15 protein-coding genes are annotated in these 16913 nt (G+C 55.9%); 5 read left to right on the top strand and 10 right to left on the bottom strand.

Annotated elements, in window-relative coordinates:
- The first annotated feature begins 176 nt into the window (after nt 1-176).
- From B4E36_RS22525 to B4E36_RS22505, 5 genes are all read left to right on the top strand, one after another.
- A complete protein-coding gene (locus B4E36_RS22525) occupies nt 177-1190 on the top strand; it encodes an asparaginase (RefSeq protein ID WP_292055135.1) in 1014 nt (337 codons plus the stop codon).
- 126 nt (nt 1191-1316) lie between these two features.
- On the top strand, nt 1317-1670 hold the full coding sequence (locus B4E36_RS22520; protein WP_292055136.1) for a hypothetical protein: 354 nt from the start codon (nt 1317-1319) through the stop codon (nt 1668-1670).
- Between the two features lie 258 nt (nt 1671-1928).
- Complete coding sequence (gmd, locus tag B4E36_RS22515) at nt 1929-3050, top strand: GDP-mannose 4,6-dehydratase (RefSeq protein WP_292055137.1); 1122 nt, start codon at nt 1929-1931, stop codon at nt 3048-3050.
- A 105-nt stretch (nt 3051-3155) separates the two neighbouring features.
- Nucleotides 3156-4109 (top strand): GDP-L-fucose synthase, encoded by a 954-nt coding sequence (gene fcl / locus B4E36_RS22510; RefSeq protein ID WP_292055138.1) that lies wholly within the window; start codon nt 3156-3158, stop codon nt 4107-4109.
- Nucleotides 4110-4336: 227 nt separating this feature from the next.
- Nucleotides 4337-5086 carry a glycosyltransferase family 2 protein gene (locus B4E36_RS22505; RefSeq protein ID WP_292055139.1) on the top strand — a complete coding sequence of 250 codons (750 nt, stop codon included), beginning with the start codon at nt 4337-4339 and terminating at the stop codon, nt 5084-5086.
- Between the two features lie 100 nt (nt 5087-5186).
- Here the strand turns inward: B4E36_RS22505 and B4E36_RS22500 are convergent, their stop codons facing one another.
- The 10 genes from B4E36_RS22500 to B4E36_RS22455 all read right to left on the bottom strand — a co-directional run bounded on the left by B4E36_RS22500 (nt 5187) and on the right by B4E36_RS22455 (nt 16452).
- Entirely contained in the window at nt 5187-6377 is a 1191-nt protein-coding gene (locus B4E36_RS22500) for a glycosyltransferase family 4 protein (protein WP_345900839.1), read from the bottom strand.
- 174 nt (nt 6378-6551) lie between these two features.
- Nucleotides 6552-7325, bottom strand: coding sequence for a glycosyltransferase (locus B4E36_RS22495; protein ID WP_292055141.1), 774 nt, complete (start codon nt 7323-7325; stop codon nt 6552-6554).
- A 280-nt stretch (nt 7326-7605) separates the two neighbouring features.
- Complete coding sequence (locus tag B4E36_RS22490; protein WP_292055142.1) at nt 7606-8799, bottom strand: hypothetical protein; 1194 nt, start codon at nt 8797-8799, stop codon at nt 7606-7608.
- 143 nt (nt 8800-8942) lie between these two features.
- A complete protein-coding gene (locus B4E36_RS22485; protein WP_292055143.1) occupies nt 8943-10175 on the bottom strand; it encodes a glycosyltransferase family 4 protein in 1233 nt (410 codons plus the stop codon).
- A 4-nt stretch (nt 10176-10179) separates the two neighbouring features.
- Nucleotides 10180-11103, bottom strand: a complete 924-nt coding sequence (locus B4E36_RS22480) for a glycosyltransferase family 2 protein (protein WP_292055144.1) — start codon at nt 11101-11103, stop codon at nt 10180-10182.
- 1 nt (nt 11104) lies between these two features.
- Entirely contained in the window at nt 11105-12259 is a 1155-nt protein-coding gene (locus B4E36_RS22475) for a polysaccharide pyruvyl transferase family protein (protein ID WP_292055145.1), read from the bottom strand.
- Nucleotides 12256-13716 carry an alkaline phosphatase family protein gene (locus B4E36_RS22470; protein WP_292055146.1) on the bottom strand — a complete coding sequence of 487 codons (1461 nt, stop codon included), beginning with the start codon at nt 13714-13716 and terminating at the stop codon, nt 12256-12258. The genes B4E36_RS22475 and B4E36_RS22470 overlap by 4 nt, the downstream gene beginning before the upstream one ends.
- Nucleotides 13713-15158, bottom strand: coding sequence for a lipopolysaccharide biosynthesis protein (locus B4E36_RS22465; protein WP_292055147.1), 1446 nt, complete (start codon nt 15156-15158; stop codon nt 13713-13715). The genes B4E36_RS22470 and B4E36_RS22465 overlap by 4 nt, the downstream gene beginning before the upstream one ends.
- Nucleotides 15155-15841 carry a hypothetical protein gene (locus B4E36_RS22460; RefSeq protein WP_292055148.1) on the bottom strand — a complete coding sequence of 229 codons (687 nt, stop codon included), beginning with the start codon at nt 15839-15841 and terminating at the stop codon, nt 15155-15157. The genes B4E36_RS22465 and B4E36_RS22460 overlap by 4 nt, the downstream gene beginning before the upstream one ends.
- Before the next feature lie 254 nt (nt 15842-16095).
- Nucleotides 16096-16452 (bottom strand): MarR family EPS-associated transcriptional regulator, encoded by a 357-nt coding sequence (locus B4E36_RS22455; RefSeq protein WP_292055149.1) that lies wholly within the window; start codon nt 16450-16452, stop codon nt 16096-16098.
- Nucleotides 16453-16913: the final 461 nt, after the last annotated feature.

The following is a 16913-nucleotide window of genomic DNA, read 5'->3' as shown; positions in this document are numbered from 1 at the left end:
GCCGTCTGGCTTGAGCGCCGTGGCGCAAAACGGGTGCCCCATGCCATCCGGTAATGACGAGGAAAAGCCCTCGCCCCTGCCATAAAGCCAGCCCTCGGGATCAAAACGGCTTGCCAATCCCTTCGAAGGGTCGTTTCACTGGCCCGGCGACAACACCGGAAAGAAAGGTATGCCCGATGGTCGAAACGGCTCGAAACACCAAGGCGAAGGTTACGCTGATCGTCCTCGGCGGTACGATCACCATGACAGCCGACGCCGGCGGCGGCATCACACCGAAGCTGAGTGCGCAGGCGCTGGTCGACGCGGTGCCCGGTCTGGCCGAGATTGCAGATGTGGAGCCGCTCTCACCATTCAAGTTACCGAGCGCATCGCTCACGCTCGAGCAGCTCGGCGAGGTGGCGCGGACTGCCAGGCGTGCGGTCGATGGCGGCGCTTCCGGCGTGGTCGTGGTGCAGGGAACCGACACGATCGAGGAAACCGCCTTCGCGCTCGATTGCATGTGGGCAGAGGACGCCCCGATCATCGTGACCGGCGCGATGCGCGGGCCGGAAGCGGCCGGCGCCGACGGTCCTGCCAATATCCTGGCCTCGGTCATCGCCGCGTCTTCCGATCAGGCCCGTTCGCGCGGCGCGCTGGTGGTGATGAATGACTCCATTCACACGGCCCGCGCCGTGGTGAAATCCCACACCGGACTTTGCTCGGCCTTCACATCGGGCGCGGACGGCCCCGCCGGCGAAATCATGGAGGGACGCCCCTTCTTCTTCGCGCCGCCTTCGCCGCGCCGGCTGCCGGCGATCGCGCCTCCCTCGGCGCCCGTGCCGCCGGTCGCGCTTTTGAAGCTTGGGCTGGGCGAAGACGCCAGGCTGGTCGAGGCCCTGCCCGGACTTGGCTACAAGGGCGCTGTCATCGAGGCGATGGGCGCGGGCCATGTGGCGGAACGATTGTCGGAGCCGCTCGGCGCGCTGGCCGCGACCATGCCGGTTGCGCTGGCCAGCCGTACCGGTAACGGGCCGGTTTTCAGCAACACCTACGGCTACAAGGGCGGAGAGATCGACCTGCTTTCGAAAGGCCTCATCAACGCCGGCAGGCTCAGCGGGCTCAAGGCACGGCTGCTGCTGCAGCTCCTTCTGGCAAGCGGCGCCGATCGCGAGGATTGTGCTTCTGCCCTGAAGGCGGCTTGGGACAGATAACATAATCTATTTCATGGGGGCTATTTCGTAGGGGCTATTTCATGGGGGCGCTTGCGCTCGTGCCGCGAGTATCGGATATTCGCGGCAATGACCCGCTCGCCGGCGGGCGCTTTCAGGAGGTGCCAGATGTCCGTCCCATTCCGTTTTGCCATTCCGCTCGCCGCTATGCTGGCTCTGGCCGGCTGCCAGACGGCCGCGCCGGAAAGCCCGGACCAGACGATGCTCGACCAGGCTGCCCGTGCCGAGCTCGGCGCCGCTGACTGCCAGTCCTATGGCGGCCTGCGCGCCACCCGCCGCCTCAACGACGCCGCGGATGCGACCTTCGCAAAGGCGCTCCAGTCGGGCGCGACCGAAGCCGACATCGAAGCAGCGCGTCTGCGCGCGCGCCAGCAGGCCGATCAGTACCAGACCCTTTACGGCAATCGCGGCGCCTGCGACCGGTTGCTGCAATTCCCCGACGGCTACACGCCGCCGAACTGACAGGCGCCGGAGCTTCACGCCATAGGCGGCGCGAGGCGGCCTCGGCCGACATCGCATTTACTGCTTCCTTTGCCGAAAACGGCCGGCTGACATGGCCAAATAGTGAGTGCAATAACGTCAGCGTAGTGTATGCTTCGGCGCATCTAGACTGGTCGGCTTCGGTGCCGATGGGGATCACGAAACATGGGTTACCACTGTCTCGCATCGTAAAATGAATACGGCTAATATTTTTGTAAAAATCAATTAAAGAGAGAAAAATTGACGAAAACGGCTTTGATCACCGGGATCACCGGTCAGGACGGCTCCTATCTTACGGAATTCCTTCTCGAAAAAGGCTATGAGGTTCACGGCATCAAGCGCCGCGCCTCGCTGTTCAACACCCAGCGCATCGATCATCTCTATGAGGATCCGCACGCTTCCAATGCCCGGCTGAAGCTGCATTACGGCGACCTGTCCGACACTTCCAACCTGACCCGCATCATCAGCGACATCCAGCCGGACGAGGTCTATAATCTCGGCGCGCAGAGCCATGTCGCGGTTTCCTTCGAGGCGCCGGAATATACCGCCGATGTCGATGCGATCGGCACGCTGCGCCTTCTGGAGGCGATCCGCTTTCTCGGGCTTGAGAAGAAGACGCGGTTCTATCAGGCGTCCACCTCCGAGCTTTACGGCCTCGTGCAGGAAACCCCGCAGCGCGAGACCACGCCATTCTATCCGCGCTCGCCCTATGCGGCCGCCAAGCTCTACGCCTACTGGATCACGGTCAATTACCGCGAGGCCTATGACATGTATGCCTGCAACGGCATCCTGTTCAACCATGAGAGCCCGCGCCGCGGCGAGACCTTCGTGACCCGCAAGATCACCCGCGGCCTTGCAAACATCGCGCTCGGCCTCGAGTCCTGCCTTTATATGGGCAATATCGATTCGCTGCGCGACTGGGGCCATGCGAAGGATTATGTCCGGATGCAGTGGATGATGCTGCAGCAGGAAAGCGCGGAAGACTTCGTGATTGCCACCGGCAAGCAGTATTCCGTGCGCGAATTCATCACCTGGGCGGCCTCCGATCTCGGCATAACGCTCAGCTTTTCCGGTAGCGGGATCAGCGAAGTCGGCACGGTGGAAGCCGTGATCGGCGACCTGGCGCCCAATGTGAAGCCGGGCGACGTGATCGTGCGGATCGATCCGCGCTATTTCCGCCCCGCCGAGGTCGATACCCTGCTCGGCGATCCCACCAAGGCCAAGGAAAAGCTTGGCTGGGTGCCGGAGATCACCGCCCGCGACATGTGCCGGGAAATGGTGGTCGAGGATCACAAGGCCGCGCGGCGTTATGCCCTGCTGAAGGCGCATGGGCTCGACCTGCCGGTCAGCCTCGAGGGCTGATTGCGGGCCCGGAACATCTTTTTATTTTGCGGCGCGTCGGGTTAACGAAAAGCCGGATTTCAGTTTTTCGTCCGACGCTCCGATTTAGAAACGGAAGAGAATTTCATGACCTTTGATATTGCGGGAAAAAGAATCTGGGTCGCTGGCCATCGCGGCATGGTTGGCGCTGCCGTCGTCCGCCGCCTGGCCGGGGAGAATTGCGAGGTGATCACCGCCGGACGCGATACGGTCGACCTGAAGCGACAGGCCGAGGTCGAGGCGTTCATGGCCGATGCGAAGCCCGACGCGGTGGTGATGGCTGCGGCAAAAGTCGGCGGAATCCTCGCCAACGACACCTATCCGGCGGATTTCCTTTACGACAACCTGATGATCGAGGCGAACATCTTCGAAGCCGCCCACAAGAGCGACGTCAACCGCTTCCTGTTCCTTGGTTCGTCCTGCATCTATCCGAAATTCGCCGAGCAGCCGATCCGCGAGGATTCCCTGCTGACGGGTCCGCTGGAGCCGACCAATGAATGGTATGCGATTGCCAAGATCGCGGGCATCAAGCTCGCCCAGGCCTATCGCCGGCAGCATGGCCGCGACTATATCTCGGCGATGCCGACCAATCTCTACGGTCCGGGCGACAATTACGACCTGAATTCGAGCCATGTGATGCCGGCGCTGATCCGCAAGGCGCATGAGGCCAAGGCCTCCGGCGCGAAGGAGATCGTGGTGTGGGGCACGGGCACCCCGCTGCGCGAGTTCCTCCATGCCGACGACTGCGCCGACGCGCTGATCTTCCTGCTGAAGACCTATTCCGGCGAGGAGCACGTCAATGTCGGCTCCGGCACGGATATCTCGATCCTCGACCTGACGAAGCTGGTCTGCAAGGTGGTCGGCTTTGAGGGCGACATCGTCCACGACCTTTCCAAGCCCGACGGCACGCCCCGCAAGCTGATGAGCGCCGACAAGCTGCGCGGCATGGGCTGGTCCCCCAAGATCAGCCTCGAAGACGGCATCCGCGACGCCTATGACGCTTTTCTCTCGGGGAATTTTTCCGCGCGCGCGCTCGGCTAGGAAACAGCGACGGGAGGATCGAACGACCGCGCCCTGCCAGCGCCAGAAGAGACGAATGCCCTTTAAGAGCGCGGGCACGGGCTTCGTGGACTCGCCGCTGCGTCTCCGGCTCGGCGATGCCACCGGTCAGGCTTTAAACAAGACCGCATTGTAGCGCGGCACGGGAGAAATACTCCCTGCAGATATTTATAAGTATATTATGTATTTGATATTATACAGGTGCCGTCTTGAAGATATCCATTATTACTGCCGCCTATAATTCGGAATCGACTGTCGGCGAGGCAATCGCCAGCGTGGCACGCCAGACGCATCCAGACCTCGAGCATCTGGTTATCGAAGGCAGGTCAAAGGATGACTCGCTCGCCGCCATCGAGCGTGCCGGCCATGCCCGCATGCGTTTGATCAGCGAACCGGACAGGGGAATTTATGATGCCCTGAACAAAGGGATCCGCCATGCGACCGGAGAAATCGTCGGTTTCGTTCATAGCGACGATTTTCTCGCGGATAATGCGGTTCTGGCCCGCATCGCCGCCGCATTCGGCGATCCCGCTGTCGAGGCTGTCTTCAGCGATTTGGACTACGTCTCGCAAAGTGACACAACGCGGGTTATCCGACATTGGGCTACAGGCCCCTACCAGTCCCGCCGCCTGAAATTTGGCTGGATGCCGGCCCACCCGACGCTCTATCTGCGACGCGAAGCGTATGAACGTGTCGGCTTGTATGACACCGATCTGAAAATTTCGGCGGACTACGAGTTTATATTGCGATACTTCTCCCAGGCATCCGGCCGCACGGTCTACCTCCCCGAGGTTTTGTACAAGATGCGCGTGGGCGGCGTCAGCAACCGCAACCTGGCAAAGATCCGGCAGAAGATGAAGGAAGACCTGCTGGCGATCCGCCGAAACCGCGTGGGTGGTGTTCACACCCTGGTGCTCAAGAACCTGTCGAAAATCAGCCAGTTCCGCATCCGCTCTTAATTTCTACAAAACTCTGGAGGCCGACCCGATCGGCTTTATGAATGCGATCGCAAGTCCAGAGAGCGATCGATCGAGCCGCTTCCGGCTGCTTCAAGAGACTTCATTTTGCATTCTCTTGATCACTATGCGCCAGCAGATTCTCCCAGTTCTCGCAATACGTCCGAGCGCTGAACAGCTCTGCAGCGCGATGATGCGCAGCCAAGGCCGCGGATATGCGCCTATCATGATCCGACAACAACTCACGCATGGCTTGGGTTACGGTTGTTACCGACGTATCGGAAAGGCACAAACCCGTGTCGTTTCCGACGGTAGATGGTATCTCGCCCTGGTCCGAGGTGATGAGCGCGCAACCGGCGGCCATGGCCTCAAGAAGTACAAGTGGCTGGGCTTCAACAGGATACCGGCTTGGAAAGGCAAACAGGTGAGCTGCATCAAACAGGGCCGCTTTCTCGGCTCCTTCGGCCCCCTCGATCCATCGGGCGGAGACACCTGGCGCCGCATTCAGCGCCGCGATCTCTTTGACAATCCAGTCGCGTTTGGTCTCCGGCGTCCTGAATTTGGTGCAATAAGCCGTGAATGCCATCGGACCGACCAGCAATATTTCGAGCGGTCGCTCAGAACCGTCTCTCGCCTCGACCAAGCTCCGGCAGGCTTCAAGAAACCGGACATATCCCTTGCTCTCGATCAACAGGCTCAGATGCATGAGTACGACCGGCGCAACGGGATCAACGGCAAGTGCTCTGTGCTTTTCAAGCACACGGCCTTCAGGCGAGATATCCAAGTCGGCTGTGTTTGGCAGAATCTTGAGACGTCTTGCCGGCACCCCCAACTCTATAAGCTTTTCCCGTTGCAATGCGCCGAGAACCGTAATCTCGTCAGATGCATCCAGCAAGCGAAGGAAAAAACGCGTTTTGCGGCTATCCCGCTGCCAGGTCATGAACACAGAGCCATGCAGGGACGTGATAATTTTTCTCCGCGGCAAAAGCCCGCGAAGGACGAGATGGGGTAAACCCATTCGTATGAAGCTCGCGACAGTCTGCCCGTGATTGAAGACAAGAACTGGCTGACCGCTGATGACACTGGCGGCCAACTTGGCCCATGATGCAACCAAGCTGAAGCCGTAGCGAATATACTGCCGAGCCGTCGGCCGCGTGCGGTCAAATGCAGGGAACTCGACCGTACGACATTGCCATCCTTTCGCAGATAGCTCGCGGACGGCGAGCTTGGTGGCTGCGGTCTGACCTGTATATGTCAAGGCCTGAGGGTAAGCGAAGACAGCGACTCGAGTCATGCTAATCCTAGTATCCAAATCTGCGCCAATTGAAAGTAAGCGAAAAACAAGAAAAATATCAAAAACATAAGCCCAACTTGGCTGCTTTACACATTGCGTAGCCGGTCAGGGCACACGGATCAACGCTCCGCCGAGATGCCGACCTTTGGAGATCTCTACCATTGTCCTGCGGAACTACCACAGCCTCAACTTCTTGAATGCATGGTACTGGACCATTTCCAGAAACCCCACGAATGAATCCGTTGAACCATACTCGCGCCGGCGAACGGCTCTGGTCTCTTCTAAACATAATTCTTGAAGCTTCGATGTCTTGGTATCGTCGTGCATACGCTGATACCCCATAACCGCCGACACGATCTTCACCTTCGGCCGTATCAGCTTAAAAAACCGTACGACGAAGTCGTAGTCGAGCGCGAACCCCATGGCTGGATCAAACTTTACGCGTTTTGCCACGGACGTCCGGTAAACCGTCGCCTGATTGGTGTAGTAGATATTGTAGCGTAGCTGCCGCCAAGAGACGGGTCTGGTGTGGCGGAAAGAAGATACAACTTTCCATCCGTTTGCTCCATCAGCCTCGATAACGTCCATATCAAACGCAACAACATCAAACCGATCGTATTGCTCCGCTTCATCCAGGAAGCGGTCGAGCGTCGCTATGTTGAACAGATCATCGCTGTTTTGAAAAATAAACCAGGTGCCGCGCGCGCGCTCAAGGCCTTTCTGTATCGCGTCGGACTGTCCCTCATCGGCTTCCGAAACAATTACGTCCGTATCCAGAAGAAGGCGTCGGGCAATTTCAACGGACTCATCTTGAGACCCGCCATCCATGAAGATTACCTCAAACTTGTCACGATTTCGAGTTCCTGCAAGGGAAGATAAAAGCTCTTCAAGAAAAGCACCGCCGTTGAAATTGGGAATGATGATCGACATTTCTTTGGAGGCTGGCATAGGCGTGTTTCACTAACTTTCCAATTGAAAGGGTACATATCGACCCTGAAATACTTGATTTTCCGCAGAACGATCCGGCAACATGGAGGGACAACATCAGGCACTGCAGAGGCTTTCGTGCAGATGATGCCACCCTGGACTGCCCCACAGGCCCTCTATGCGACTACCTTGGCGTCCACCCGAACACTCTACGATAAATGACATAGCAATTTCTCTCTTCGAAACCGATACATTCGCCGTGCATCGCTAGAACATTGAAAACTCGTGAAAAATAGAATTTCTATTCGCGTATTATGTATGTCTTACCGCGACGTCCGCCGAACACCAGACGTCCGGAAAAATGAATCAGGACAACAGGCATCAAAAAAGTCAAGGCCCAAGTGATCTGTTGAGCGAAATAGCCACGTGTTGGAATACTAATTCCGAATAATACCAAAGCGGCAACCATATATTGCAGGCTTTCGCTCCGCTTAAGCATAGAATTCAAGAAAAACCCGATTATATATCCAAATAAAAACGAACTAAAAGGGAGACCGCCGATCCCAAACATCAGCGTTGCCTGACCAACGTCGTGCATTGCAGTCCCTGTGCTCCTCAGGCCTTTCGTTACCCGATTATAGAATCCCAGATAGCTAGCCCTTGGCTTATCAGGGAAAATTGCCGAGGGGATGAACTGCGTAGCGACCAGCACTATCGGTTCAAAGCCGATCTTGGGCAAATAATCATTGTTTTCAATAATAGCAATCGTCGAGATTGAAACGGTTTGTTCGCCGCTTGCCAGAAGGGCCGTACGTATATCCAAATCCGTATTTAGAAGATCGACCACGGAAAAAGAGCCGTAGGAACGAATCTGCGCGAACGCCCCAAGGATGACAGCGAGTAAAATCGTTCCGGAAATGATTGCGATACGACTGAAGATTCTGGATCTGCCCAAGGCGAAGGGGATCACCTCGGCCAAGAACAATATCAGTATTCTGTACCGAAAGCCGCTGTAAATATAAAGCAACAAAAGGCAGATGAAAAATATCGCATTGAGCCACGCGGGACGCCGGTTGTGGCCGATCAGGTATAAGACAAGTGCCAGGTCGAACCCAATGATGGTAAACAGCAGGTCGCCCGAGGTGAATATATTTCGCGACGCGATAGAATATGCAATCATCCCCGCCGCAATAAATCCAAGGGCCACAGTGGCGACCCTGCTGCCAGCCCGTTTCAACTGCGGCTCGCGTGCCTTGACCTTCAAATAGAAGTTTCGCTCGAAAGCCAAAGGTGCAGATAGTCGTACGCCCAGCAGATAGAAAACCGAATAGAGTGTGACCGCAACCGGGAATTTCCAGGTCATATCCGCTCTGGCGCCGGTCACTTCATCGAAGCCGTTAAGAGCAAGAGGCATCGCGACGAGATAAAGGATCACCTGCGAAACAAAAAAAACCGGAAAGGAAAAGACTCCATACCGGGTCACAAAGAAAACCAACAATGCTCCGAAGGTAATCAGATACCAATCTATCATAGAATTTTGAACCCGTATTCCCTCGGTGCTTGTCGCCGGACTTCGCCATCGCGGAGCGGTTTTGCCAGGTTACCTTGACGAGGTACGCCTGCAAACACAAGTTTGCTTCAGACGATATCGCGAATGTCTGAACGAAACTCTGTCCATGTGCGGTCGCGAGCCACTTCCATGGCGTTTTTTCGAATGGATGGCCAACTTCCTTTTTGTTCGATTGCCCGGTCGCACGCGTGCTCTATATCTCGCGCCAAATGGCCTTTGGTAAGATAACCCGACACCCCATCCCGAATGATGTCCGGACCAACCGTATTAGGCGAGCAGATCACCGGCAAGCCATTGGCCATTGCCTCGGTAATGACCAGCCCAAACCCTTCGACGAGGCTTGGCAGGATAAGAAAGTCTCGTTGTTGAGCGTCGAGCCAAAGGGCCTTGTCGTCGAGAACTGTCTTGAACAGTATGTTTTTCGGAATCGATCCAAGCCAACGCTTGACGGTGTCTGACGCGAATCGCGCCTCGCGCGTGTAGATGGTGAGCTCAATTTCAGGGCGATCAGCGACCACTGTCAGTAGTTCGAATACACCTTTTCGCACGACGAACTGGCCGACAAACGCGAGCCTGAGACTATAAAGCGCGTTTGTCGCTATCTCCGTTGATGGTATGGTTTCGGAAGTCTCGGGAAATCCGTAGGGCACTTTGTATATTTTTTCGGAGTCGACGCCCGCGGAAATCAGCGTCTGCTTGGAAAAGGTACTCGTGCAAATCACCTTGTCAGATCGCAGCGCCTCTTCCAGCAATCCCTTGAAATAGCTTTCATTGTCGGTCATTTCCTCTTCCTGACGGAAAAGTGTCTCTGAAAGCTGCGGACGAAACTCTAGATAAGAGTCATAAATTTCCCGGATAGCATGTGGATGCGGATGCATCTGAAACAGCGTGATGCTGCATTTTCTCCGGATATGGCCCGGCAAAGAGTTGATGCCGCAATTGTAATAGAATATCGCCCGCTTTGCCCCGGTCCGCTCGATGGTTTTTGCTGCTTTTTTTCCCAGGAGATGGCTGCGCATCCGATTTACGATCTCGTTGCGCGGGAAAAATTTCTCCAGATAGTCGGTGACAATCAGACCAAATGAAGAATGAACGACGACGCTCATTTCAGGGTCGTATCGTTTCCGGACCATATTTCCGAAGGCCAGTTTTACGAGGAAGCTGAATGGGCTCTTCGGCTGATAGTAGAAGTCCGTAACAAGATGGACTTCAAAACCCTTTTCGCTAAAAGCTTTCGCAACCTGGTAGTTGTCGCGGCGGCCGTTGTGCACAACAATAATGCTATCGGTATCCGGGCGCACAGGTTCAGAACTCCGCTGTTTTGGTCAAAATTGATTGAAGCTGCACGGCGAGCCTCAAGAACCGGCCATGGGTCAGAATTTGATTCTGCCAACGCTTCCGAAGATGTTTTGCTGCAGCGGCCCGGGAACCCGGCGCCGGCCATTGCTCGGACTTTTCAGAAGTCTCAGCCATCCACATCTGCGCTTCGTCTTCCCCCAGAACGCCGGAAAGGTGCTTCCTGACGCTTTCCAGAGCATGTCTTTTCCACTTCGAGTGCTCTTCGGGCTCCGAGTGTGACAACGAGTTCGGCTGGTGAATATAAAGCGTGCCTATGGCGCGGCTGTGACGCCAGCCATGCGCCATCGCGGCAAGGCGCATCTTGAATTCCCAATCTTCATAAAGGGCCACGCCGTGGGTCATCCCGCCAGCCTTGATATAAAGTTCTTTCGATAGCAGCATGTCTCTGGGCAGCGGCCCGCTACGGGTAACGAAATTGGCAAATACTGCCTCCTTCTTCCCTTCGGCCGTCAGCCCCGGGTCGAGCACGCTGGAGCGCAGGAACATTCGGGTCGTTATCAGCGCTATGTACGAATAGGCTACAGCATCGGGGTCGCCGCCCAACGCCGACCATTCGGCCTCAATTTTCGTGGGCGCGAAGAGATCGTCGCCATCCAGGTGGGTCACAAATGGTTGGCTCGCCTGACGTATCGCCAGGTCGCGGTTGGCCGCGACGCCTATATTCTGCTCCCGCAGCACCGGCGTGATATTCGAGTAACGTCTGCCCAGATCAGCAATAAACTCGACGGAACCGTCCGTGGAAGCGTCATCGGCCACAATGATCTCGGCCACGCTTCGGCTCTGATCAAGAACGGAAGCGACCGCTCGCTTCAGCAAATCGCGACGATTGTAGCTGGTGATTATGCAGCTGATCGGCAGCGCGTCAGACACGTCAAGGACTCCCGACTTGCAAAACGCGATCAAGATAATTTTCGATTGTTTGCGCCAGTCGATCTACGACTTCAGTTTTCTGCGCCGCCTGGTCTCTTTGTCCCTGAATTTGCGTCCAGACTTTCTCTGGCGACAACCATCTGTGCCAGCGATGCCCGTGGCAAGCCTTGGTCAGGCCGAACTCTTTCATGATCAACCAGGTTTTGCTGCGCCGTACCGTCAGAGGCGACCCGTGATAAAGGTCAAGCGACACCACCGGCAGGCCGGCGGAGAGCGCGACGACCACGGGGTGAAAACGCACGCCGACATAACCAGACGATCGTGCCAGCAGCTTGAGCCAATCCATCGGCGCGATCGGCAGATCTGCGGTCGAAATTGCGCCGGCGTCTATCTGTCCTTCAGGCGTGGGAATGCTGAGCGTGCGATAACCTTCTGCCTCGGCAAGCCTTGAAAACCGCTCGATCCACGAGCGATCCATGATCTGCTGCGTATTGACGATGACATAGGGCGCCTCAGCCGGCTGTTCGCGTCGCGTTTCCCGGATGAGTTTCCGCAGCGAAAATACCGGATCCGGAATAATCTCCGTCCTGACATCGGGCGCGATGCGCCGGATCTGGCCCGAAGTCCATGAATCGCGCACGGAAAGCCCGTCCATACTTCGCAAGGCGCGGGCCATACCCTCTCGCGCCGTCGCGTCCATACGCGACAGATTCACCCCCATCGCGCTCGGGGCCAGCGCCACTTTCATCGGCTCCGCTCCCGGTCCGTCTGGAATACCCGTCAGCCAATACGGATTTGGAAAAACCAGATCGGCACGGCTGCTTGCCTGGTCGAGCCGAAAGACTGCATCCGAGCCGGTGACAAACAGGTCTGCCGCTGCGTCGCGCACCAGCCTTTCGAAACCGGCCTGATCCTCGACCAATGCGGTTTGCGGAAGATACTCATCCACGAAATCCGCATGCGCCTTCCGTTGCGCTTCTGGAATTGAACGATTGTATTTTTCCACCAGCGCGCGCGGTCGGAAATCGACGAACTTCACATCGTAGCCGCGCGCCTCAAGCAGGCGCCTGGTCCCCAAAGCCTGCAGGTTGGCGCCGAAATTCGGCACCCAGTGATGAGTCAGCACATAAGCTTTTTGTCGGCTCTCGGTCGTCACGCTACACCGTATAGTTTGGCGGTCAGTCGGTGAACCAACCGCAGGTCCGTGGGGTCCTCGTCACTTTTCAGTGCTGCAAGGGCGGGGTCTGTCATGAGGATTGGCTTGATGCCTTTCTGTCCGGTATGCATGCCGCCGATACCCGAAAGTGAGGTAACCGGTCCGAAATTGGGGTTCTTTCGATACCAATGGCTGCCCAGTACCGATGGAAAGGTATTCCCTGATTGCAGAATCGAGACATCCGGCAACGCATCCGCACAGGGCGCGCTGCTGAACTCCGAACGATATCGCACGGCTTTCATCGGTAGCTGTCGCTGCAGAGCTAGCCAGTTGAAACTGTCGACAATGCTGTCCGTTTCCGCAGCTACATCGCTGACCGGCACCGGACCACCAAATCTCTCATGATCATTTATGTAGATGCCGTGAACATAGGTGTTGGAGAATGCGCGGGGACGACCTTTAATCTTGCCGCCCACTGTAGCCAGCGCCGGCAAAATATCACGCAGCGGAATATCGGTAGCCTGTGTTCTGAACTTCGGCCTCAGGGCAAGCTTCGCGGAGGATTTCAGAAAAGTAGAGGTCTTGCTCCCAAATTGCGAATAACCAGCTTCGGCCAGAAACCCGTTAAAATCAACGTCATGCGTCCAGGGAACGATACTGTGGTCGGAGGTCACGATGTGATGCTCTGGCTGGAGCTCATTGAACAGCAAGGCCAGGGTGTCGTCGAGAACCTTCATGTGCTCGTTTATCATGGCGAGCCATGGGCCGGACCAGCTCTTGCGGTTTTGATGATCAGCCGGCATCCGCATGACCTGTGCGATTTCGGACATCGCTAAAAAAAACAGGACCGTCGTCGCCCGAAAAGCCACGAAACCGAAATCTATCTCGTGTTTTCTGGCCAAAGCAACAAAGCTCCGGGCCCGTGCAGACATCATCTGCGTAAGGTTTTCAGTCAAGGCGCTGAAACTCGGAAAAGTCTGCGCTCCCAACCTGGTATCAAAAATATAGCCATGGTCTTCGAGCAGTTTGGAAACGTCTTCCGGGTAACCAATGTTGGGAGGCATACCGCCCTGCATGATACCGCCACCGCCGCCACTGACATAAAATCCGTTGACCGATTGTGCCGGAGAGGTTGTCGGCACATTCATCATGCCGATTCTGGCCCCTGTATCCTCGGCCAATCGCCATATAGGCCTGAAATTAGGCGATCGCGAAAGATCTTTGTAGCTATAGGAAATGGTGAAATCGCCAGGCGAGTCGAACAGCGGACGCATATAGAGAGCGCCCGTCGTCTCAGCTCCCAGTCCGGACAGCATTTTAACCCAACCACGCTGATTGAGGTCTTCTGTCACGTCGAAAGTGACGTCGGACTTCCGCAAAGAATGCCAGAACGGCATGTCGAAAGCATCGAATACTTCCGCGGTCCCGCCGTCTATACCGATTATGAGTTGTTTCACAATTTGCTCCTTGAGCTTCTGAGCACACTGAGTTCCAGCACAAACTTTCGATCTGTCAGCATCAGAACCGCCATAAAGACCACAACCGCGACGGAGGCGGCCACGACAAGTAGAACAAGCGGGGGCCAGGCGGATAAAAGCATAACGAGCCCGCTCCCGACCGCCACCAGAGCCAATGTGGCCAGGAGGACGCCTTTCAGGCTCGAAAGGTAGTTGAGATAATTCGTACCCAGCTTGCGCAGGAGGTAGCCCAGTTGCAAGGGCTCGACGATAACGCCGCGCAAGAAAAATGCGGCGGCAACATACACGACGCCAAACGGTGCGGCCGCGGCCAGGAGAATGGTGCCAATGATTGCGCGCAGGCTCGAGAACCATAATCTTGCCGAAGGTCTCCCGATGGCCACGATCGTCGAGCCGTTGACGTAATTCAGAGAGGTCAACAATCCTGCTCCGCCAAGGAAAGCGATGATCGGCGCGACAGCGGACCATTGTTCACCCAGCATCACCTTGACCAGGCTGTCGCGCAGGACGACGGAAAGCAGGAAAATAGGCACCATCACCGCCCCGGCCAGCCGGACGAGGCGCAGGAAAATCTCCTTTACCCTTTCCGGAGAAGATCGGTGCACCTCGGCCAGGATCGGCAGCGTTACCCTGGAAAAGGCAACGCCAACCACCTGAAGGAGCAGGTTCATGACCCGCATGCCCATGGAGAAAATACCGAGAGCATCGACGCCCAGAAAGAAACCGACAAATAGCTTGGGGCTCTCCCGGTTGTAGTAGGTCAGCAGATCCGCTGCGGTCATCGAAGCGCCGAAGGTGAGCATCTGGCGCGCCGCCGAAGCGTCGAAGGTCATGCGCACAGTCCGGCCCAGCACGAAATAGGTCAGTACAAGCGTCAATACCGCTCCGCCGATCAACTGGATGAACAGCGCCTGATAGCCGAAACCGAGAAATACGAACGGCGCTGCGATTGCGCCTGAAAGCAGATTGGAAATCAGCGTTCGCTTCGCGAGCGACTTCATTTTCAGATCGCGCCGAAGCATGCCGGTCAGCGTCGCGGTGAGCGCGGATGCTATCGTGGCGACGACGAGCACCGGCATCAGATCAACGATCCCCGGTTCATCGAACGCCGCCGCTAGCGGCTTGGCGACCAACATAAGACCCAGGCCGAGGACCGCCGAGAAGAACACCGTCGTCCAGACGGCAGTGCTGAATTCCCGATCATCAAGTTGCGGCTTCTGAACGACAACCGAGTCGAGACCAAAGACACATAACTTCGTCGCAAACCCGACCAGCAGCGCTCCAGAAGTAAAAATACCAAAATCTTCCGGCGTAAGCACGCGCGCGAACACAAGCAGAAATATAGTGCTGACGCCCTGCCCGCCCACTTGCTCGACGGCCGACCAGATCGTAGCTCCAAGTGCCCGTTGCTTCGAGATCATTTGAGTATCTGAAATCTTGGCAATGATGCAATCCGCTCGTCCAGCGCGGCATAGGTGCGCTCAAACTGGGCCTGGGTGGGAAGATCAATCTTGCTCACACCAACCCGGGATTTGCGCTGCGGCAGCTTCAGCGGGATGCCGCAGAACGCAGACAACTCATCTTCATACTCCCACAGAGCGTCATAGTGAATAATTGCCCGCGCTACGCCGGTCAGGTTGAGCCACCCCTCGATTTGTTCCTCGAAACGCAGCACATCCTTGTGACCCAGGTCCTCGAAACGCCCAGAAGAATGAAGATGCTCGAAATGTTCCTCGATCCAGGCCTCACCATAGCGATCACGGCATGACACGACTGACAGCGCCGCATCGGAAGCAGGGCCGAAAACGAAGATCACCTTGGCGCGGGTATTTTGCGGCATTGCACTGGCAACGTCATGGGTTTTGTACACCACCCCGTTGGCAAATGTCGCTTCATCAAGGTTCCATGCATAATCGGAAACAAGCCTCGTCCCGAACTCATGAAACCGCCCGAACCGCTGCCTCGCCATGCTTTCACGCAAGCCGTCCCAGATCAGCGTTGAGCCTGACCGCCCCATGCTGGCAACGACCAGGGGCGGAAACCGGGTGGGAAGGAAATGCTGCAGGAAATGTTTGGTTCGCGTTCGCAATGATGGTCGCTTCATAAAATATTCCGTATTACTGGAAATGTTTCGCGCTAAAATTCTTTCTAAATCTCTAAAAATGAAATTCCAGAAAATTAACAAAAATTAAAATCAAAAAAATCAAATATTATTAAATTAAAAATACGCAACAATTCATATTTATGAAAATCATTACATTAAATTTTTCGATATTGTTTGAAAATAGATAAAACCCAGACCCTAAAAGTGAATATATTTACACAGAAACCGACCGAGGCACCCAGCAGCAGAAACCATTACGAATTGGCATCCCGGGAGCCCGCCAATTCCTTGCTTAACTCCTCGATCTCAGCTTTCAGCGCCTCGTATTCCGCCATTTTCCGGGAAAGAAAACGTCTGGTAATCGCCGTCTTTTGGGCTATGCCCTTCGGCGTGAGAATATAGGCATAACGGCGCTTGTCTTTTGCGGCAGTGAAATTCCCCAGTTTCAAAAGACCTTTTTCAATCAAAGCGTTGAGCACGTAATGTATTCCGCCAACGCTTATTCCAACGGCCCGGGCCAACTCACGCTGAGTCATTTCCGGATTGTCCTGCAACAGGCGAAGTACCCGGAACTGCGTGTCCTCGCGAATCTGACTGTGCTTGCTGGTCATCTGTCAATATTCAACGGAAACCACACACTGCCTGCATGGCAGTTTGGATCGTGGATGTCGATGGAAACGCGGCTACCCTGCTCAATTTTGAGCAATATCAGATGCTACCCGACCATACAAGCCGCAAAGTGGGGACGATAGGCCCAAGACCCCTAGCTGCCCTCTTTCTTCGTAAATCCGCAACCAAGCATGAAATGGAGCAGGTTGGATGGATACAAGGCAATTATCGTCGCGCTTGTCATGTCGGATTGCGACGGAGCGGAAGTGTTTGAGGAAGGTGACAGATCGAACAGTCGTTTTCCAGATCGCCATGCAACACGTCTGCATCGCAGCCATAAACGCCCAAAAGCTCAAGCCAAGTGACCGAAAAGGTCAAAGCCCGCAAAAAAGGTCAATCCATGTGACACTTTACATTACAAAGGGAAAATTTGGTGGAGCTAAGCGGGATCGAACCGCTGACC

Source organism: Martelella sp. UBA3392 (assembly GCF_002358775.1).
GTDB lineage: Bacteria > Pseudomonadota > Alphaproteobacteria > Rhizobiales > Rhizobiaceae > Martelella > Martelella mediterranea.
This window is presented reverse-complemented; position numbering and strand designations above follow the sequence as displayed.